General features: G+C 43.9%; 20 protein-coding genes. 4 read left to right on the top strand and 16 right to left on the bottom strand.

Annotated features, from left to right (window positions below; all coding sequences use genetic code 11):
* The first annotated feature begins 585 nt into the window (after window positions 1–585).
* On the top strand, window positions 586–768 hold the full coding sequence (locus tag TV75_RS10900; RefSeq protein ID WP_044338767.1) for a hypothetical protein: 183 nt from the start codon (window positions 586–588) through the stop codon (window positions 766–768).
* Here TV75_RS10900 and TV75_RS10895 read toward each other — a convergent pair.
* Complete coding sequence (locus TV75_RS10895) at window positions 753–1,268, bottom strand: SRPBCC domain-containing protein (RefSeq protein ID WP_044338766.1); 516 nt, start codon at window positions 1,266–1,268, stop codon at window positions 753–755. The genes TV75_RS10900 and TV75_RS10895 overlap by 16 nt on opposite strands.
* A 507-nt stretch (window positions 1,269–1,775) precedes the next feature.
* Between TV75_RS10895 and TV75_RS10890 the strand changes: the two genes are divergently transcribed.
* Window positions 1,776–2,147 (top strand): PH domain-containing protein, encoded by a 372-nt coding sequence (locus TV75_RS10890; protein ID WP_052504528.1) that lies wholly within the window; start codon window positions 1,776–1,778, stop codon window positions 2,145–2,147.
* A 92-nt stretch (window positions 2,148–2,239) separates the two neighbouring features.
* Here TV75_RS10890 and TV75_RS10885 read toward each other — a convergent pair whose 3' ends face one another.
* The 4 genes from TV75_RS10885 to TV75_RS10870 form a co-directional block, all read right to left on the bottom strand.
* Window positions 2,240–2,455: a hypothetical protein gene (locus TV75_RS10885; RefSeq protein ID WP_044338765.1), complete on the bottom strand. Its 216-nt coding sequence runs from the start codon at window positions 2,453–2,455 to the stop codon at window positions 2,240–2,242.
* 292 nt (window positions 2,456–2,747) lie between these two features.
* Window positions 2,748–3,302 (bottom strand): hypothetical protein, encoded by a 555-nt coding sequence (locus tag TV75_RS10880; RefSeq protein WP_044338764.1) that lies wholly within the window; start codon window positions 3,300–3,302, stop codon window positions 2,748–2,750.
* A gap of 17 nt (window positions 3,303–3,319) precedes the next feature.
* A complete protein-coding gene (locus tag TV75_RS10875) occupies window positions 3,320–4,123 on the bottom strand; it encodes an SAR2788 family putative toxin (RefSeq protein WP_044338763.1) in 804 nt (267 codons plus the stop codon).
* Between the two features lie 13 nt (window positions 4,124–4,136).
* Window positions 4,137–4,970: a S8 family peptidase gene (locus TV75_RS10870; RefSeq protein ID WP_044338762.1), complete on the bottom strand. Its 834-nt coding sequence runs from the start codon at window positions 4,968–4,970 to the stop codon at window positions 4,137–4,139.
* 684 nt (window positions 4,971–5,654) lie between these two features.
* On the opposite strand from TV75_RS10870, the gene TV75_RS22110 reads away from it, so the two are divergent.
* Complete coding sequence (locus TV75_RS22110; protein ID WP_172655702.1) at window positions 5,655–5,804, top strand: hypothetical protein; 150 nt, start codon at window positions 5,655–5,657, stop codon at window positions 5,802–5,804.
* 41 nt (window positions 5,805–5,845) lie between these two features.
* Here the strand turns inward: TV75_RS22110 and TV75_RS10860 are convergent, their stop codons facing one another.
* The 3 genes from TV75_RS10860 to TV75_RS10850 form a co-directional block, all read right to left on the bottom strand.
* Window positions 5,846–6,808, bottom strand: a complete 963-nt coding sequence (locus TV75_RS10860) for a proline dehydrogenase family protein (RefSeq protein WP_044338760.1) — start codon at window positions 6,806–6,808, stop codon at window positions 5,846–5,848.
* A 17-nt stretch (window positions 6,809–6,825) separates the two neighbouring features.
* Window positions 6,826–7,668, bottom strand: a complete 843-nt coding sequence (locus TV75_RS10855; RefSeq protein ID WP_044338759.1) for a helix-turn-helix domain-containing protein — start codon at window positions 7,666–7,668, stop codon at window positions 6,826–6,828.
* A gap of 351 nt (window positions 7,669–8,019) precedes the next feature.
* Window positions 8,020–8,688 carry a Type 1 glutamine amidotransferase-like domain-containing protein gene (locus TV75_RS10850; protein ID WP_044338758.1) on the bottom strand — a complete coding sequence of 223 codons (669 nt, stop codon included), beginning with the start codon at window positions 8,686–8,688 and terminating at the stop codon, window positions 8,020–8,022.
* A 339-nt stretch (window positions 8,689–9,027) separates the two neighbouring features.
* Here TV75_RS10850 and TV75_RS10845 point away from each other — a divergent pair, with 339 nt between their 5' ends.
* The gene (locus TV75_RS10845) at window positions 9,028–9,846 is read left to right on the top strand and encodes an STAS domain-containing protein (RefSeq protein WP_052504527.1); all 819 of its coding nucleotides are present in this window, start codon (window positions 9,028–9,030) and stop codon (window positions 9,844–9,846) included.
* A 226-nt stretch (window positions 9,847–10,072) separates the two neighbouring features.
* Here TV75_RS10845 and TV75_RS10840 read toward each other — a convergent pair whose 3' ends face one another.
* The 8 genes from TV75_RS10840 to TV75_RS10805 are packed head-to-tail and all read right to left on the bottom strand — an operon-like array spanning window position 10,073 to window position 17,997.
* Entirely contained in the window at window positions 10,073–10,849 is a 777-nt protein-coding gene (locus tag TV75_RS10840) for an aldolase/citrate lyase family protein (protein WP_044338976.1), read from the bottom strand.
* A 22-nt stretch (window positions 10,850–10,871) separates the two neighbouring features.
* Window positions 10,872–11,573 carry an alpha/beta fold hydrolase gene (locus tag TV75_RS10835; protein WP_044338757.1) on the bottom strand — a complete coding sequence of 234 codons (702 nt, stop codon included), beginning with the start codon at window positions 11,571–11,573 and terminating at the stop codon, window positions 10,872–10,874.
* A gap of 3 nt (window positions 11,574–11,576) precedes the next feature.
* Window positions 11,577–12,200 carry a cupin domain-containing protein gene (locus TV75_RS10830; RefSeq protein WP_044338756.1) on the bottom strand — a complete coding sequence of 208 codons (624 nt, stop codon included), beginning with the start codon at window positions 12,198–12,200 and terminating at the stop codon, window positions 11,577–11,579.
* 46 nt (window positions 12,201–12,246) lie between these two features.
* A complete protein-coding gene (locus TV75_RS10825; protein WP_044338975.1) occupies window positions 12,247–13,677 on the bottom strand; it encodes an aldehyde dehydrogenase family protein in 1,431 nt (476 codons plus the stop codon).
* A complete protein-coding gene (locus TV75_RS10820; RefSeq protein WP_052504525.1) occupies window positions 13,674–14,900 on the bottom strand; it encodes an iron-containing alcohol dehydrogenase in 1,227 nt (408 codons plus the stop codon). The genes TV75_RS10825 and TV75_RS10820 overlap by 4 nt, the downstream gene beginning before the upstream one ends.
* Window positions 14,901–14,954: 54 nt before the next feature.
* Window positions 14,955–16,148, bottom strand: a complete 1,194-nt coding sequence (locus tag TV75_RS10815) for an ester cyclase (RefSeq protein WP_044338755.1) — start codon at window positions 16,146–16,148, stop codon at window positions 14,955–14,957.
* A 53-nt stretch (window positions 16,149–16,201) separates the two neighbouring features.
* Window positions 16,202–16,963 carry an SDR family NAD(P)-dependent oxidoreductase gene (locus TV75_RS10810; protein ID WP_044338754.1) on the bottom strand — a complete coding sequence of 254 codons (762 nt, stop codon included), beginning with the start codon at window positions 16,961–16,963 and terminating at the stop codon, window positions 16,202–16,204.
* Window positions 16,960–17,997, bottom strand: coding sequence for a LacI family DNA-binding transcriptional regulator (locus tag TV75_RS10805; RefSeq protein ID WP_044338753.1), 1,038 nt, complete (start codon window positions 17,995–17,997; stop codon window positions 16,960–16,962). Before TV75_RS10805 ends, TV75_RS10810 begins: the two co-directional genes overlap by 4 nt.
* Window positions 17,998–18,070 lie beyond the last annotated feature (73 nt).

Below are 18,070 nucleotides of genomic sequence, written 5' to 3'. Positions count from 1 at the left end.
GCACTCTTTGAAATGGTAAATAATAGACCGTTAATAAGTAGTTCGTTCATTATCTTATCTGTAGGGTTAATACTTTTCTACTCTACTGAACAAATAGCTAACTATTTTAATAAAAGTAAAGTGTAAAGATTACTAAGAGCTGAGTTTACATGGGAACGGTTCCCATTCTACTTGGTGAGTTTATGTGTTACATCTTCCTTTTCGTCCCGTTTTCGTTACAAAATAATAAATGGTAGAGTGGGAGCCATCCCCACTCTACCAAGTTAACTCCCACCGTTCACCCTCCCAAGTTTAACCAAGCACTCATCCTATCCATCATCATTGCAAACGGAGGTTCATACCCCAGTTTCCTTTCCCCACATAGAATGAGGGGCAACCATCAATGCTCACCGGATTGACTCACTTCAACAACACATACAGAATTGTTTCTGTCCAGAAAACTCCCAGCGGCAAATCCAATAGTCTTCCTCCCCTGATCCACATGACATGCATATGCGGATTTATCCTATTTCTAGTCAAAGGATCCATTACATTCTACTATTTCCCATACTATTAAATGAAGGTCTATTTTCTAATGGAAGGAGGATGAAAAATGGGAAAAAAACATTATCAACCGGTGTGTTACGAAAAGAGCCTGGAACAGTATCTGCAGTAGTGAACTTAGCGAATGTAAGTGATAAAGATCAAGAAATCACAGTGGAGGTATGGAACTGGTCTCCCTATTTGGACGGCACTTCTACCCGCTTTCTTCATTATTTCATCTGCTGAAGGCCTTCCTCCAGGCGGTTCCACGTTTCGGTGATGCCTTCTATCATACCCATGTCAGTAACGGTCTTGAGTGCCTCTTCCGAAGCATATTCAGCACGGTTGACCAGCTTCGTCCTGCCACCCAAATCGATGAATTCCAATGTATTAGTCGTCGACGGCATGTCTTCATTCGTATTGCCTTCCGGATCTGAGAAGGAATCGACATAGATGATCTTCTCCGGTTCGATGATCTCCTTGTAAACCCCTTTTCCCCAAGATTCCATACCGAAGTATTCTCCTTGACCTTTATCAGCGCACTTCATGCAGTAGTGCCACACACCTCCCGGCCGGAAATCCACGTTACATACGGGAAGCTCCCAGCCCCTTGGTCCCCACCACTGTTTGAGATGTTCAGAGTCTTTAAACATTGTAAACACTAGCTCACGGGGCGCATCAAATTCTCGCTCAAGTACAAGTACCCGATCATTTTCCACCCTTGAAGTCAACGTATTGCTGGTCATTTCATTTCCTCCCGACATAAGAGTATTTTGATTCGAATCACATCATAAAACGGTATTTCGTTTTTACGGTAAAAACGTAGGACACTGCAATCAAAATATACCCTATGATGAAAAATACCCAATGATCCCTCATTGCAATAGAGAAGACTTGACGCATGTCAAATCAATAGCCGACATGATATCTGGAAAAGAAGCTATAGCATGAATGGGATCAACAGCCTGTAAGAAACCAGTATCCGCTATTACTATTCTTCAAAGATTCCTTATTCCCTGCTTTGGTTTTGAGGTTCTTGATGAGCTTCTGATTTTCAACAGGAGGGAGTAACGTAAAACGGTGTCTGACCCCCAGCTTTCCCGTGCTGTGGGTCGGGTATAAGAATATGAAGAAAGAGCATTTAGAAAAGGTATTTTATGGTAAAATAAAGGAGGTTTTGATAGCAAAATTTTTACCTCTAAATGACAATGTGGAGTGGTCAAATGTATTTCCCTTCGAAAAGAGATATCTGGATGAGTAGTATTCATTTTTTAGCAGCCTTTATTTTGATTGTATTGCCAGCAAGGTCCGAAGATTTTTCAATCCTTCTAATCATTACACTGATTATTCCTGGATTGATTTCTTTGTTTGTGTGGTTTAGAACAGGATATAAAATAATCAATGAAAAAATCATCATCATATATGGACCCATGAAATTCAAAGTGAATATTCATGACATTCAAAGATTACATTATTTAAAAAGCCCCTTTGTAGGTCCCGCTCTTTCAGTCGATCGGATAGGTCTTACACACTCAAAATCAAAATTTGTTACCATTTCCCCAAAAGATAAAGAGAGATTTATTAAGGAACTATTAAAAATCAATTCAAATATTGTGATTGATTAATGATGTAAACCCAGTATGATAGATCATAAATTTAACTAAAAAAGAAATGCCCCCGTCCGCTGAAAGTTTCAACGTTCGGGGGCATTTCCATTTCATTCATTTTCGAACTTCACTTCTTTCCTCATAACAAAGCTAAAGATAATACTCGTAAGGATATAATAGATTCCTATGATTGATAACGCATCTGTTAACACGGTCCATAGATCTCTTCCTTTTATCATAAACCCCCATAACAAAAAGCTCGTAATGAATATGAGTGGGAATACGAGAAAGTATCCGCGGAAGTATAGTTTTTCTTTATGTTTCATCATCATCATCCTTGTCTAGGGAATGTGTTTCTACATTTCTGTTTCATAAGTCCCTTCTCTACGATATCACTTACTTGTCAGATTTCATTGATAAGCTCAATATTGAAAAGTTTATAGGTAGAGGATACATGGACTAACCGGGAACGGTTCTTATCCTATTTTTCTAGTGAACTGAGACGTAGCGGGGCTTTTTATTAGGGGAGTTTTTCCCCTTGCAAAAGAAGAAAAGTAGAGTGGGAACCGTCCCCACTCTACTCACTATATTTGGAAGTCGATATTGTAGACCTTTTGCTTAAAATTGTTTTAAGAAATCATGAATCCACGTACTATCCGCAGAAAATTCCTTATTTACTTCACGCCAATGTTGAAGAAATTTCTCTTTATCCTCTTCCCATTCAGGATATGCTTCTTTAAAGGCATCAATGAATGTTGAAGTCCCTGCAAGGATTGCGTGATCTTCATGAGAGACTTGCAAGCCCCATTCTCCATGTGGCGAATAGAGGGAATTCTCGACCACAAGAGGAATGGACTGATAGTCTTCGTAGGCAATGGTATTCTCGGAGCCCCAGTGGTGCGGTGCCAACTCAGAGAAAAAGTCCTGTGAAAGAGTAAAAGAATCCCCTTCCGACTCCGACACGTAAAAGGTCCCCTGTCCAACCTGTTCCATGGTTTTCATCAGAGCATGGAACTGATTTTCCTGAAGATAATATCCGTTGGTCGGGAAGATCAGCACCCTTTCGTTGAGGGTTTTTTGAAATGGATTGCCAAATGGATCCGATTTCGTAAATACTCTATGGAAGGCTTCCTTTAACCGGGAGATGTCGTCTGCTTTTTGAAATCTTTCCACTTTTTATCCCTCTTTCCCTAAAGAAACTTTATTTTTCTAACTCCTTTTATGCCGTTTACATCAATGGTAGGCGGCCCTGATTTAGAAGATTTCCTGTATGTAAAGGTAACCCCGTTCTTGTCTTTTCCGACAAATACTCCAGGTGAAACTTCCCTATGACTGGAAACTTGGGCATTGAAGAAATCCCAGGCATCGGACGCCGTGCCGTACATTTTTTTGATATCATTTTGATCTGCTTTTGGAAGTGATTTTAAATCGTCTGCACTCCATTTTTTCTTCAAGCTTTGTTTCAGGGCATTCTTTACGGCTGTTTTCCCAAACTTTTTAATAGCATACTTGATACCGAGACGTAATACAACACCGACGATAATCGGTATAACCGAAGCTTGTAGAGTAGTAGAGTTGATCTCGTACTCTTCGCCTGTTTCGGTATCAATCAGAGTGGCGATCAGGATCTCATCGTCCACTTCGTGAAAGACCACATGATAGGATTCATAGTATTCATTCCCTGACTCATCCACGATGCTGCCTGTAAGCACGGCATCCTGGCTCTCAAGATCCATGGTCAATTCGGTATCCACTTTAAGGTCTTCTTCATCTACTTTCATATCCAAGATAAGTTTTTCAGCACTATCTTCTTTAAGCTCTACTTTCACTTGTTCTGAGAGGTTAATATCATGTTCCTCACTAAGTGACCTTTCAGCCTGTTCTAAATCGATTCCCTGTGGTTGAACCGTTTCCTCTGTTGCGGCCAAACTGCCTTGAGGGAGGATGGAGAACAACAATGTGATGATTAAAATTTTTACTAGTAGTTTTTTCAATGAGCGCACCTCTTTATTTTATTCTTACAAGTCCATGTCCATAGTCTTGATCAGGTCCTGCTTTTCCTAAATCAATTGCTTCTTTTTGCAGCATCTTGTAAATGTTCTTGATGTCACGATGACGGGAGTGTTCAGAATCCAGTATGCGGGCTGTATATCCAGATAGCTGGGCAGCAGCGAAGGAAGTACCGCTGAAGGATGCGAAATCCCCATCTTTACTGGTCGAAAGAACCTTTGTTCCAGCTGCGGCAAAATCAACCTTTCCCCTTGCTGCCATAGAAGATCGGACCCTATTGGAGTTTACGGATGTGACGGACCATACCCCTTCATAGCGTGCCGGGTAGTCAGCCTCCTGCCCCAGTGTATTTCCTGCTGCCGCTATGATGATAATCCCGGAAGACAGCGCCTCATCAATGGCTTTCTTAAGCTGACGATCATCCACTTGAAAACCGGAGCTGATATTGATGATGTCGACCTTCTCTTTGATGCACCAGTTGATTCCTTTGACCAAATCGGCTACCTTCCCGTTGCCTTTCTTATCTAGAACCTTCACATCATAGATGGACACATTCTTAGCCAGCCCGCTCATTTTGCCTCCCGTATCCTCGGCAGCAATGAGGCCTGCAATGGCAGTCCCGTGACCATAATGATCTTCAATCGGTTGGTTGGGCTCTATGGCATTAAATGATTGATGGACCTTTCCTTTCAATGCCGGATGGTCTTTATTGATTCCACTATCGAGTACAGCGACCTTGATTGGCTGCTTCTCATAAATCAAGTGCAGCAGCGCTATACCAAATAACAATGCAATGATGCCTATTACACGATAAGTCTCTTTACGTTTCATTTTTTTTTGACGTAACCTTTCTATTAGTCAAGGCAGATACATCATGTTGAATCTGCCGTATCAATCGATCGACTCACATTCATATGAAGAATTCTTCTTTATGTATTATAATGGGAAACATTTACAAGAAACTTAACGGAAGCTTAACGCAACCTTAAGTTTTTAGGCGCACAAAAAAACGCCCGATCCCAATCGGGAAAAGGCGTATATTCGATATCTCTTCACTTATTTTCAAGCTCAAATCAAAGTGAACCTTGGAGGGTTCGCATCGATCATCCGGCCTGAGGTTCGAATTGAAGTCCATCGGTCCTCTTGTTATCTGTTTTTCGACGGAAAAGGACGTTAGTTTAACTAGATTCGGTCCCTGAGTGATAATGAGTACCGGAATCTGAGTGAAATCCATTTATCGAATCCTTTCTGCTGTGGAATTGATCCATATCGGGTCAAAATCAATCCTGATTCAAAAAGATTAATCCTGTTTAAACTTTTTAAATCCTCTTTTTGATTTATTAATCCTCTTTTACAATAATCGATCCCCCGTGTCGAATTTTCTTTATGATGATAGCCGGGGTCAAAGGTCTCGTGGCTCCACCTGGCCCCTGGCTCTCCGATTCTTGAATATCCAAATTGAACTGTGAACATACTGAATAAATAGGTGAATCGATCTACTAGGAGGTGACCATAATGAAAGAACAAGAAAAATCAAAAGACATTGGCCAAAAAGCAGATGCAATGAACGCTATGGATCAGGGGTTGAACTTGGTTTCTCAAGTAGTGAATAATGCGACGGGCAGTGACAAGGGGAACGATGGTAAGATTAATGAAAATGATTAGTTTCATAGAAGCACGGGGACGGTCCCGTGCTTCTTATTTAATCAAGTAAGAGCAGGAGAACCGTCCCCATGCTTCCACTCAATAATATCTGAGATGAAAGGATAGATATTGGCTGGATGTTCAGCGATCCGGTGAACGAGATATAAGTACCATTCGCTCCCGTATGTGACATAGACTTTTGTCTGGATATGAGAATCTTTTAGGAACGCTTTTAAGTCCGGACGCACCCCATCCAGCATCTCTACTTCTACAGTAGGTCGATCAAGCAATCCATTTTCTTTTAACTTCATTACGATCGTTTCATCATGAGTCGCAACGGACAGAGGATGCTGATGGTGGACACATGTGGTGACAAATTCGATATAGCGCTCATCCAGCTCTGAAGATCTTGGAATGTAAAGATCCTTTGGCTCCTGATAAGCCCCCTTGACTAAACGGATTCTGCCGGGATATTTCAATAGTTCCTCCAGATCGCGATCTGAACGTTTCAAATGCACTTGTAATGTGATACCGACATTTGGATATTCCGTAGAAGCCTTTTTATAAATTGAAAGGATCCGTTCGGTCTTCTGGGATTCCTCCATACTGATCATCAGTTGAATACCTTGCCCCTGTGCCTCTTTGGCCAATTCTTTCAGATGATTCAGTGCCAGCTCATCAGATATCATCATGCCGATATGGGAAAGATCAAATGAGACAGTAGCCCGAAGTTCGGCTCCTCCGAGATCTTTTATTAATTTAAGGAATTCATTTTTTGCGAGGATACATTCCTCCTCTGTTGATGTATTTTCTCCCACATATTCCAATGACACCTCATACCCTTCATTGGATAAGGAAATCACGCGTTCCATTCCTTCCTTGCGCGTTTCACCTGCCACAAACCGCTTGGCACCTTTCATGAAAATGGGGTAAAGTTCCTTTGAATGTTGTAAATAGCTTTTCAGTTCCTGATCTCTGGCAATCGATTTCAGGGCTTTTGAAAAGCGGATTTCCTCATTTAGCATAAACCCGGTTCACATCCTTACATGTTTTTATTTACTGCAGATTCACCTTTGATAAAGATCTCCCTGTACTGTCCCGGCGTGAGACCAATAAACTCCATAAAGAAACGACTGAAATGACTTTGATCCACAAATCCTGTCTCTATGGCAGCATCCAGCGGTTTCACATTTTGTTCCAACAGCTTTTTCGCCTCACCGACACGGATCGTCTGCAAATAACGATACGGGGTGATGCCCTTGAATCGGGTAAAGGAGCGCAATAATGAATATTTGTTCATATTCGCTATCCTTGCCAGATCATCTAAGGTTACAGGCTCTGCATAATGAACTTTCAGGAAATCACATACATCCTCAATTTCCTGCTTCACCACTCTACATTCTGCCTCCCTGGTTTCCGAGGCATATTCTTGGATGAGCTGTTGAAATAGGAAATAAAAGGTCTCTTCCTTTTCGAAATCTGAAATCTCATCCATGATCATCTGATGAAGCTTCTTCAGTAATGGAGCATGACCACTGCTATAGGCAACAGGAGAAGCAAAGGAAGGAAGATAATCCTCTCCTGTAATCTCTTCTGTCACTCTTCGCATGATATCAGTATTGATATTCAAACAGCGGTAGTCCATAGGTTGATGATCAATCGGTTCACAGGAGTGATTGTCCAGAGGATTAAAAAAGATCAAATCTCCCGGACCGATATCATACTCTTTATTCTTACAAGACATTCGTCTTTGGCCACTTTCAATAAAACCAATCACATAATATTCATGGAAGTGGTTCGGAAATGTTTGCATAATGCCCTCAAAACGATACGATTCTATCTGTAAATCCCGATCGAACCGTACCATTCTTTCGCCTTTTCCCATGCGAACAACCTCCCTGTTATTTCTGAAGAACAGTGTAACACATTCCCCCAAGGCTCTCTTGTATGATATTGACTCGTAAACATGGGGCGGCTCTTTTGCTTTCATAAAAAAATGATGTCCGATCCCCGTCACACTTCTTACAGGGCCAAACACCATACCCGGGTCACAGACCCCTTTCTATAACTCTCTCAATCTTCCCCCACTAAAAAACCATATTTTACCACATATTAAAAGCCACGCAGACAGAGGTATGCTCACTTATAAACAAAAATCTGTTTGTCTTTAGGGGGGGGGTTTTTATGTCTTAAAGACGGTTCGAGTAGAGTGAGGACCCTCCCCACTCTACCCTTATCACTTCGAAAACAATTTCCAATTCCCTTCAGAGATTACTTCGACCGCTCCGTCCATCACCTTGATGGCCGTTTGATCGTCAATCGCATAAGCCGGCCCCTGCATGTCAGCGGCCCATTTCTCTGCGGCAGCCATGGTATTATGCGGCAGCATTTCGTGATCCAAGTGAGGAAAGATTGAAAGATCGACCATACCCAGCGTATCATCGCCACCACCTGGAGGAGTCCAGCCAACGAAGAAATCACCAATGTTAGGTGCCATCACCATGCTCCCGGCACTCATTCCCACATAGACTGCCTGCAGCGACGGCAAGAGGTCAGCAAACCCGGATTGCTGCATCCAATGGCTCAGGAAGAGGGCGTCCCCGCCTGAGACCAGCAAGACGTCCGTCTCCCTGACCAGCGGCATCCATCGTTCTTCATCGATACTTGGCAGCGCCGTTAGCTCCAGCACGCCGACGGATTTCCATCCCAGGTCGACCATTGGATTCTCGGAATTGCCCGAGATGAACTCCCATGCTTTGACGCCTGGTCCGACCCAGGGGTGTCCGTACATCGCAGTGGGTATGCACAGGGCTGTGGATTCTTCGATCGGCTTGTCAAGCATGTCAACCAACGCGTCGTGTATGCTTTTGTTATTGACGCCTGCAGATGTGAGTAGAAACTTCATAATTCCAACTCCTTATCATTGTGTGGTATTGTCACCGTTTTACATATCTCTAAGACTGAAAACCTTTGATTTTTATAATATACCAACCCCTTAATAGACCTTTCTTTTTCCTTAACCTACCCGGTTGATTCAATAAGAGAATTCAACAAAAATGGCCGTTAATCCTTCCCTTTCCCCCCCAATCACGCAATTCTTCCCCATATCATTGTTTACTCCTGAGCCAAGGGACCTGTCCTCTCAGCTCACTTGGCTCAACTCAATCGTTCATGCTCCACCCCTCCCTTTTAGTTATGTTAAAATATAATTGGAAACTACAGTAAAAGGAGAGACTGTGAGTACATGAACGATCAAGGTAAACGAACATACACGAAAGCTATTTGTGACAAAGTATTGAGTCAAAAGCAAGAGCTCATCGTTCAAAAAGACAATCTGAGATCCACCCAATACAGCAACATAGAATCGAAGCTTCATAGTTGGCGTGAGAATATCATTGACATTTACGCAAAATCGATCGAAAGTGACTTGGATATGGCCTTTGAGCAATTACAGGTGTGGGGATCAGAAGCAGTCGATACTCTCGTTAATTTCAATCTTCCATTGGAGGTTGCTCTGGACGAGGTAAGAGACTACCGAAATTTAATCGGACAAATCATTAAGGAGGAAGCTTCCGCTTTCAACTTGACATTCGATCAATTCTATAACCTGATCTCAGATTTTGACGCAGTGGTGGACAGGGCTGTACATTGGCTGAGCTTGTCGTATACAAGAAGATTTTTTACACAGATCAACGCTGCAGAAGCTACAGCGTTAGAATTATCAATCCCGGTGATTAAAATAACCAATCAAGTTGGCATAATCCCCTTAATAGGTGACATTGACACCGAAAGAGCCCAAGAACTGATGGATAAAGCTCTGTCAAGAGGGAGCGAATTGTCCTTAGAATACGTGGTGATTGACCTATCCGGCGTTCCGATCATTGATACGATGGTAGCAGACCGTATCTTCAAGGTAGTGGATGCCTTATCCCTGATCGGAGTCGAAACCATCCTATCTGGAATAAGACCCGAGATTGCCCAGACCATGACCCATCTCGGAATCGATTCTTCGAACATTACTGTGACATCTAGTCTCCATATAGCTTTGAAAAAATTTGTGTAAGTCGGGGAGACAGGTTCCTTTGCTCGAAGGACGAGGTTTGGTTCCTGTCTCCCCTACTGGTTGGGAGGCAGGTCCAAAAAAAACCACAGGGACGGTTCTCATGCTTCGTCAGCACGAGAACCGTCCCTTTATTCCCTAAATAGTAAGTTAACTTGATTTCTTTCCCATTCATTTTACGAGGTTTTTTTGAAGGTTCCTTTTTTCACTTTCTAATACCGCTATTGAATCATTTAATTTTCTGCTCTTCAGTATCTCCTACTACTCCCTGCAGTGCCTTAAGAATCACGGAATTCGCTACAACCCCCACATAATTTGCACCTTTTTCAAAAGCTTGTCGCGCTCTGGTGCTATCAGCTGCCACAGTTCCAAGTACAACGTTTTCTTCTGAAGCTTTCTCATACAATGTTCCAAGGACTCTTTGTACTTCTGGATGCTTGGCACCTTCTTCTTTAAACCCCATATCAACCGATAGGTCCGTTGTACCGATGAAAATAACATCGATACCTTCAACACCCATAATCTCCTCAATATTCTCCACCGCTTCAAGGGTTTCTATATGTGGAATGACTAAGATGTTATCATCGGAGCTATCTAAAAATGCCTTACCGCCTTCATTTCCATAGCGCGCCGCCCTGTGTGAATAAGCGACACCCCTGGTTCCTAAAGGGGGGAATTTCGCCCTTTTCACAGCATTAATGGCATCTTCCTTTGAATTGACCATCGGTACTTGTACTCCTTTGGCCCCTCTATCCAATGCCTTCTGGATACTGGACGGATCATATGAGACTCTCACAATGGGGACCAAATCCACTGATTCGGCTGTCCGAATCATGTTTTCTAATTCAGAAGGACTGAATGCCCCATGCTCATCATCTATGACCACGAAATCAAATCCGGCATACCCGATCATTTCAATGAAGTTAGGAGAATAGAATCCTATGAAACTTCCCAGTACTCTATCCCCCCTTCTGAGTTTGTCCTTTACAGGATTGATCAATGACATTACCTCCCTACTTTCCATCCATTCACTCCATCAGCCAGTTGCGTAAAGCAGCCGTCACTTCTTCCGGTTGCTCCAAACTGCTTAAATGGCCACAGTGATTTACGACAACTAACCGTGACTCTGAAATAGATTCCTGCATTTCTTCATGTAAGGACAAGGGGCAAACCTGATCATCCCTTCCTACTAAAAGGAGCGTGGGAATGTTGATTTCCCTTAACACTTCCCGAAGGTCAGAACGCGTAGAAACGGCCTTTAATTGCTGCACATATCCTTCTGGCCCGATTCTCTCCGCCATATCCTTTATGATTGATACTAACTGGTCATCTTCCTGCCTGCTGGGATGAATGAGATTCGGTAACAACTTTTCCTCTACTATTCTTTGAAACTGCCCGGTTTCCACCTTTGAAATAAGGTCCTTCCAGCTCTTCAACTGCTCTGGCTTGGGGCCATGTGGATTCGAGTCCAATAGGGCAAGTCTGGTCACTCTTTCCGGTGCTTGGCGAATGACTTCCATGGCCACAATCCCACCAAGTGAAAGCCCAGCTAGAGCAAAGCGTTCAGGGGCATGCTTCAAGACGAATTCGGCCATTCCCTCTATGGTATCTTCTTCTGTCAGCATACAGACGAAAGGATCGGAAACATCAGTCAAATGCTCCAACTGATGCTCCCAAAGTCGCTCATCACATAGCGTACCCGGTAATAATACTAACGCTTCTTTCTTCATCTTCTATTTTTCTCCCGCTCGCAGCTTCTCCGCCATTTGTTTCTCAAGTGCGGAAAAATTCTCAGGTTTGATCATTTTTCCTGATGTATCTGCATGGAAGCCATGTTCCGCAGCTTTCCTTACGACCTGTGGAGCCCAGTATGGGTCTTTCCCGTTGAATACTTCGTGCTGTTCAAGTACGGCAAAGATCCAAGCATCTTCATCACTGATATTCTCAAATCCTCTCCATAACCCTGGAGGCAGGGAAATTAAATCCCATTCTTCGATGATGGTTTCACCCTCGATCTCATCTTCACTATTTCCCCAATAGAAGCGCCATTTTCCGGAAAGAGGGAGAAACGCCTCGATGTAGTCATGAGTATGGTAAGCCGGTCCATTCCCGGGAGGTGCTTTCACCATACCAATTTGAAACCCGTGTGGTTCTGTTATTTCAGGGGAATAGGCATCATTTTCACTGGCGGTATCCCCGATCAGGGCGTAATTCAAGCGTTGATGACCAGGTATGATACTATCAATAAACATGAGGGGGATCGCTTTTGATTTTAGATCATCAAATCGGACGATCCAGTTTTCTTCCATCTTTTCATTGGATACATATCGTTTCACTTTCGGTTGTTCTGTCGGCATAGTAATCTCCCTTTCTATCATTCAAAATGTTATTTATTTACTATTCCTATAATTTAAACGTCACTAATTTCAATTCTGTCATCTCTTCCACGGAATATTTGATTCCTTCACGTCCGGTACCGCTGTTCTTCACTCCCCCATAAGGCATCTGATCGACTCTGTAAGTAGGGATATCATTAATCATGACTCCTCCGACTTGAAGGCGGTGCAGGGCATCGAAAGCTTTGTGAACAGAGGTAGTATAGATACCCGCCTGCAATCCGTATTCCGAATCGTTCACGAGTTCAATCGCTTGATCCAACGAACCGTATGGTGTGATCGTGACAATGGGTGCGAATGCCTCCTTACAGTTCAGGGATAAAGTGGATGATCCCCCTGTGATCACAGTTGGATGTATGATGGCATCCTCCCGCTTTCCTCCATATAAGATGTGCGCACCTGCTTCTGTTGCCTCCTTGAGCCAATCTTCAATTCTCTCTGCCTCGCCTTTGTTGATCAAGGCAGATAGGTCTGTGCCTTCTGACAGGGGATCACCGATCACAAGCTGGTTCGTTTTTTCAACGAATTGTTCAACAAAAGATTCATAGAGTTGTTCCTGCACGTATATCCTCTGCACCGAAATGCATACTTGACCTGCAAAGGAATAAGCCCCTTCCACACATCTGGCTGCGACGGCAGCCATATCCTCTGCTCCATCTACGATGACTGCAGAGTTCGAACCCAGTTCAAGTGTTACTTTTTTCAGACCTGCTTTTTCTTTAATGCCAAGTCCAACCTCCACACTCCCCGTAAAAGTGACCATTTTCACTCTCGAATCTTTCACGAGCTGATCTCCAATGACGCTGCCTCTCCCAGTGACGACGTTTAACGCCCCTTCCGGCAAACCTGCCTGCTCAAAGATTTCCGCTGTAAGGAGTGCACTTAAAGGCGTCTGATTTGCCGGCTTCAGGACCACTGAATTCCCGGCAGCAAAAGCGGGACCCAGCTTATGGGCAACAAGGTTGAATGGGAAGTTAAAGGGCGTGATCGCTGCAATGACGCCTAAAGGCTCACGGATCGTAAAGGCAAACCGTCCCTTTCCACTCTTGGCGGCATCCATGGGGATGGTTTCTCCATGGATCCTTTTCGCCTCTTCGCTTGCAAATTTATACGTTTCAATCGTTCGCGCGATTTCAGCACGAGCTGCCTTTATCGGCTTCGCACATTCCATGGCAAGGATTTCTGCTGCCTCCTCAGATCTCTCTTCAAAAAGTCGCCAAACCCGCTCAAGGATTTCTGACCGCTCCAAGGAAGTCAACTGCTTCATTTTCTCAGAAGCTGATTGTGCGCTTTCTAAGGCGTCTTCCACTTCACGCTCATCTGCCAGGGGGACGCTGGCAATGACGTCTCCGCTGAATGGGGATGTTAACTCATAGTAATCCTTTGCTTCCTGCCACCTGCCATCGATGTAGAGTTTCTTCTTGAGTTGATTTTTCAGCAACCTTCCTCACGTCCTTTCTCGTATCCCGTGAATGCCTTTTTATAAATGTCTAAGATTTTCTTTTCCGTCAATTGGTACGGTGTGTTGGATAACAGGCGCTCAATCTGTGAGGCTTGCCCGGCAAGAAGAGGCAAGTCTTCCTCCAAGATCCCAAGCTCCGCTAACGATGTCGGGAGGTCAAGATTCATCAGTAATTCATATAAATACCCCACTACTGCCTTAAGCGCTTGGTGTGGATTTTTTGAGTAATCCCCTAATTCAAGATAGCCTGCAACCTCTACCATTTCCTGAGTGCACGTTTTCCCGGTCTCTTCGAAAACAAACGGCATAAGGAGAGCATTGGCAACCCCATGTTCGATGTGATATTTTCCACCGAGGGGGTAGGCTAAAGCATGGACGGCCCCCACTCCTGCATTGGCTAACGAAACTCCGGCCAACAGGCTTACCCAACTCATTCCGATGCGACCCTCCATGTCCTTACCATGATGAACCGCCTTCGTAATGTTCGAACTGAATAACTTCATGGCCTTTTCAGCATAAATCTTCGTTAAGGGGGTGGCTTTCACGGCAACATACGATTCAATGGCATGTGTGAAAGCATCCACTCCTGAAGCAGCGGTGACCCGCGGTGGACAGGAGCGTGTCAGGGCGGGATCGATGATGGCGAGATCCGGCAGAAGATGCCTGCTGACGATCCCCCGTTTTACTTCCTCTTCTTCATCCCCGAATATGGCATTCATCGTCACTTCCGATCCGGTTCCTGACGTCGTTGGAAGCAGAATGCACTTGACCTGCCTGGATTCAATGGTTTTGACTCCACTTAAATAAGGACTCACGTCATCTTTATCAACCAGGGCAGCCGTCGCTTTCGCCACATCCAGAGCGCTTCCGCCTCCGATTCCGATGACGAGTTCACTTCCTGATTTCTTCACAAACTCTACTGACTTTTGTACCAAAGTAAAGGTCGGCTCTCCTTCAATATCTGTAAACACGTTACTCTCAATTCCTGCCGATTCCACTACTTCCAGTACACGTTCAACGACTCCGACCCGTTCAAGACCTTTATCACTAATAATCACGACTCTACTGACATCTAATTTCTTGATCTCATCCGGCAATGAATAAAATGTGTCGACTCCAAAACGGACATTCCCGGGCATATGAAAATCCGGATGACTTATACTTGTAGGATCTTTCTGAATTGACGTTTGTACTGACATGGTATTGCCTCCCTTTCTTGAATGCGCATTCAAAACTACATAAAGAAAGATGATTTATTCATATTTTCCGGCTTCTGTATTGTCAGCATTAATCTTTGTACCCAGATAAATCTGCCTCAGTACATCCAAGCCATCAAATGTCATCCATTCTTCTACAATTTTCTCATTCCTGATTTTCAGGTGAGAAATACCCAATACCTCTACTGTTTTTCCACTTGGCTGACCGAAATATCCAATCCCCTCATGAATCCCTTGCAATCTCCACCTTACGGCAACATCCCATTCACCCTTTTGGGCTCCCTCGTTACAGGTCACTCTCTCGACCATACATTTCGCACTTGGGAAAGAGGCAAACAAACTGACGAGCATTCCTTGGATCTGGCTGGTCCCAATCAAATCTTTATTGCAAATATAATGGACCACCGCATGATTCGCGTAGAAGTCCTTCACATGATTGAATAATCGCCATTCCCACACTTTGTTGTACATGGCTAAAATAAAATCACCAATTTCAAAACCTTCTGACTTCGAAGAATATACGGCAGGCATCAGCTGCCCTTCCATTGCCCCGCTTGAACCGAAGTGGGATTGCAATGCCGGGGTCTTGTTTGCCGAATTCTGTGCCAGTTTCTTGGCCACTTCGATGGGATCGAATCCTAACTGCTTGACTAGATACAGGTTGTCTCGTACCAGCCACTCTTCCACGATCCGGTTTGAATGGACAAAGCAGTCAACCGTGGTCCGGAAGAAAACTTTCTTACCTGTAGCGGGCCCGAATGAGGAATCCCCCAGGTTGGTAGCACTCGATGCGATACGGTGAGAAGATAAAAATCCTTCCTCATCATTACCTGACCATATGACATTTTCACCAACAAGCCTTCGATCCGGAAAGGCGTGCAAAGCCTGTAAGGTCCCTGACACCACCTCATTTACACCTTGTATATGGGCTGTTCCCGTGTGCATGGTGACATCATTATGATAGGTTTGATAAATAATCCCGATCCCTTTCTCTTCCCAGATGCGATGGGTGATCTTGATGATATAATCCACAAAATCGAGATACTCCTCGTCAAATCCATTCATTCGCTGTTTACGTTTCGTATTCTTTGAGAATTCATTGTAATCCGAATAGCCGACCCGGTTCACTTCGTTTGAGTCGCCATAGAATACGTTGTCATGTTGAGGTGCTTGATAAAGAGGACGATCCACTTCTACTTTTTCCTCTTTTCGTTCATCCACTTTCGGCATCTTTATTCCTCCTTTATTTGAATGCGCATTCAAAATGCAATAAGAGTTACTCTTTAAATTGCGGTCCAACCTCCATCAACCTTGATGGTTTCACCTGTTACAAAGTTTGCCATGTCTGACGCTAGGAATAGGACCGCTCCTGTCACATCGGAAGGCTGTGCGAGTTTCCCTAATGGAATTCTGTTTAGAACATCTTGATAAAAGTCATGGTCTTCAAACATGCTGGAGGTGAGTTCCGTTTCAATGAATGTCGGGGCCACTGCGTTAACCTTTATATTGTAGGGTGCCCACTCAACAGCAAGAGCTTTGGTCATTTGCACGGCCCCTCCCTTACTGGAACAATAGGCTGCCCGCTTGATATAGCCAACGAATGCCATCTGTGACACGATGTTGATGATCTTCCCACTTTTTTGTGGAAGAAAGTACTTCGCTGCACGCTGGGAGGAGAAGAAGCTTCCTTTAAGATTTGTATCAAGGACTGAGTCCCAATCTTCCTCCGTCACTTCCATGGCTTGTTTAGGAATATTCACTCCTGCGTTATTGACCAGTACATCCAGTCCCCCCATATGAGCGGCTGCCTCATCCACCATCCTATGAATGTCAGCAACATGCCGGATGTCAGCCTTCACATAAGAACAATCGGGGGAGTAACGATTCAGCTCAAGGACAGCAGCTGACAGGGATTTTTCATCCCTCCCTGAAATCACCACTGTTGCCCCCAGTTTGGCGAAGGAGAGCGCGATATCCTTCCCAATGCCTTTACTTCCTCCCGTAACCAAGACCCTTTTACCTTTGAGTTCAGCAAAGTGCGTCACTTCTTATCCTCCTTCTCGTACCTGCATACTCCCGTTGTTTTTCGTTGAATTAAATCGGGTTCTAATATGATCTGGAACCCTTCATCTTTCCCTTCGCCCTCTTCAATGAGGGAGATCAGTTTTTCCAAGGCAAGGGTTGCCATTTTTTCTTTCGGTTGGGTGATGGTGGTAAGTCCAATATATTGATTCTTAGCCAAATCAATATCATCAAATCCGACGACTGATAGTTCTTCCGGTACCTTGATGTTTTCACTTGCTGCCGCATCTAACACGGCAAGGGCCATTTGATCGGAAGCAGAGAAAAAGCTCGTTGGCCGGTCGCTCTGTTTTAATAACGTTCTCGTGAATTGATAGACTTCATCGTAAGAGAACTCTTTATCATAGACAAACCGATCATTCCCTACAATGCCCAAGTCCGCAAGTGCTTCTTTGTATCCTAAGTTCCTCAAGTGCGTGGTTACATACTTCGAAGGACCTGCAATATATCCGATGCGACGGTGGTTTAGCTGATAAAGATGTTCCACCGCAAGTCTTGCCCCTTTGTAATTGTTGACGGCTATATAATTCGCCTTCTCGTGCTCCAGGATACTGTTGAAAAGAATGACAGGAAATCCTTGATCATACAATTCTTTAATCCTTTGATTGTCCTTATCGGCAGACGCGATGATGATCCCATCGACTCGCTTTCCCTTAAGGGTTTGAATATATTTATCCAGATTCTCTTCGTTATGATTGGTATTGCAGAGGATCACATCATACTGCATCTCCTGTGCTTTTCCTGTAATCACTTTCGCTGATTCTGCAAAAAAGGGATTCGTGATATCCCCGACGATTAACCCGATGGTTCTCGTTTTATTACTGGCAAGGCTTCTTGCAATCTCATCTCTTGTAAATCCTAATTCCTTTATCGCTTCAAGGACTTTCCTTCTTGTAGATTCCTTGATATGAGGATAATTGTTCAGGACCCTGGAAACTGTAGATTGTGAAACACTTGCCTTTTTCGCCACATCATATGCACTGATTCTGCCGTTCATTTTTCAAAACCCTTTCAAATGTTACCTTCATTTATTAAATCCGGATGCCTTTATGGTGAGTTCAACTATCTCC

Origin of the sequence: Rossellomorea aquimaris (genome assembly GCF_000935355.1) — a bacterium.
GTDB lineage: Bacteria > Bacillota > Bacilli > Bacillales > Bacillaceae_B > Rossellomorea > Rossellomorea aquimaris_B.
This window is presented reverse-complemented; position numbering and strand designations above follow the sequence as displayed.

What these genes read in the sequence shown, in the direction of transcription:
- TV75_RS10900 (WP_044338767.1), top strand. Translation starts at nt 586, where the DNA reads ATGAAAAATGGGAAAAAAACATTATCAACCGGTGTGTTACGAAAAGAG.
- TV75_RS10855 (WP_044338759.1), bottom strand. Translation starts at nt 7,668, where the DNA reads ATGGGAAAAGGCGAAAGAATGGTACGGTTCGATCGGGATTTACAGATA.
- TV75_RS10890 (WP_052504528.1), top strand. Translation starts at nt 1,776, where the DNA reads ATGAGTAGTATTCATTTTTTAGCAGCCTTTATTTTGATTGTATTGCCA.
- TV75_RS10805 (WP_044338753.1), bottom strand. Translation starts at nt 17,997, where the DNA reads ATGAACGGCAGAATCAGTGCATATGATGTGGCGAAAAAGGCAAGTGTT.
- TV75_RS22110 (WP_172655702.1), top strand. Translation starts at nt 5,655, where the DNA reads ATGAAAGAACAAGAAAAATCAAAAGACATTGGCCAAAAAGCAGATGCA.
- TV75_RS10870 (WP_044338762.1), bottom strand. Translation starts at nt 4,970, where the DNA reads ATGAAACGTAAAGAGACTTATCGTGTAATAGGCATCATTGCATTGTTA.
- TV75_RS10835 (WP_044338757.1), bottom strand. Translation starts at nt 11,573, where the DNA reads ATGAAGAAAGAAGCGTTAGTATTATTACCGGGTACGCTATGTGATGAG.
- TV75_RS10860 (WP_044338760.1), bottom strand. Translation starts at nt 6,808, where the DNA reads ATGCTAAATGAGGAAATCCGCTTTTCAAAAGCCCTGAAATCGATTGCC.
- TV75_RS10815 (WP_044338755.1), bottom strand. Translation starts at nt 16,148, where the DNA reads ATGCCGAAAGTGGATGAACGAAAAGAGGAAAAAGTAGAAGTGGATCGT.
- TV75_RS10885 (WP_044338765.1), bottom strand. Translation starts at nt 2,455, where the DNA reads ATGAAACATAAAGAAAAACTATACTTCCGCGGATACTTTCTCGTATTC.
- TV75_RS10840 (WP_044338976.1), bottom strand. Translation starts at nt 10,849, where the DNA reads ATGTCATTGATCAATCCTGTAAAGGACAAACTCAGAAGGGGGGATAGA.
- TV75_RS10850 (WP_044338758.1), bottom strand. Translation starts at nt 8,688, where the DNA reads ATGAAGTTTCTACTCACATCTGCAGGCGTCAATAACAAAAGCATACAC.
- TV75_RS10820 (WP_052504525.1), bottom strand. Translation starts at nt 14,900, where the DNA reads ATGTCAGTACAAACGTCAATTCAGAAAGATCCTACAAGTATAAGTCAT.
- TV75_RS10830 (WP_044338756.1), bottom strand. Translation starts at nt 12,200, where the DNA reads ATGCCGACAGAACAACCGAAAGTGAAACGATATGTATCCAATGAAAAG.
- TV75_RS10845 (WP_052504527.1), top strand. Translation starts at nt 9,028, where the DNA reads ATGAACGATCAAGGTAAACGAACATACACGAAAGCTATTTGTGACAAA.
- TV75_RS10895 (WP_044338766.1), bottom strand. Translation starts at nt 1,268, where the DNA reads ATGACCAGCAATACGTTGACTTCAAGGGTGGAAAATGATCGGGTACTT.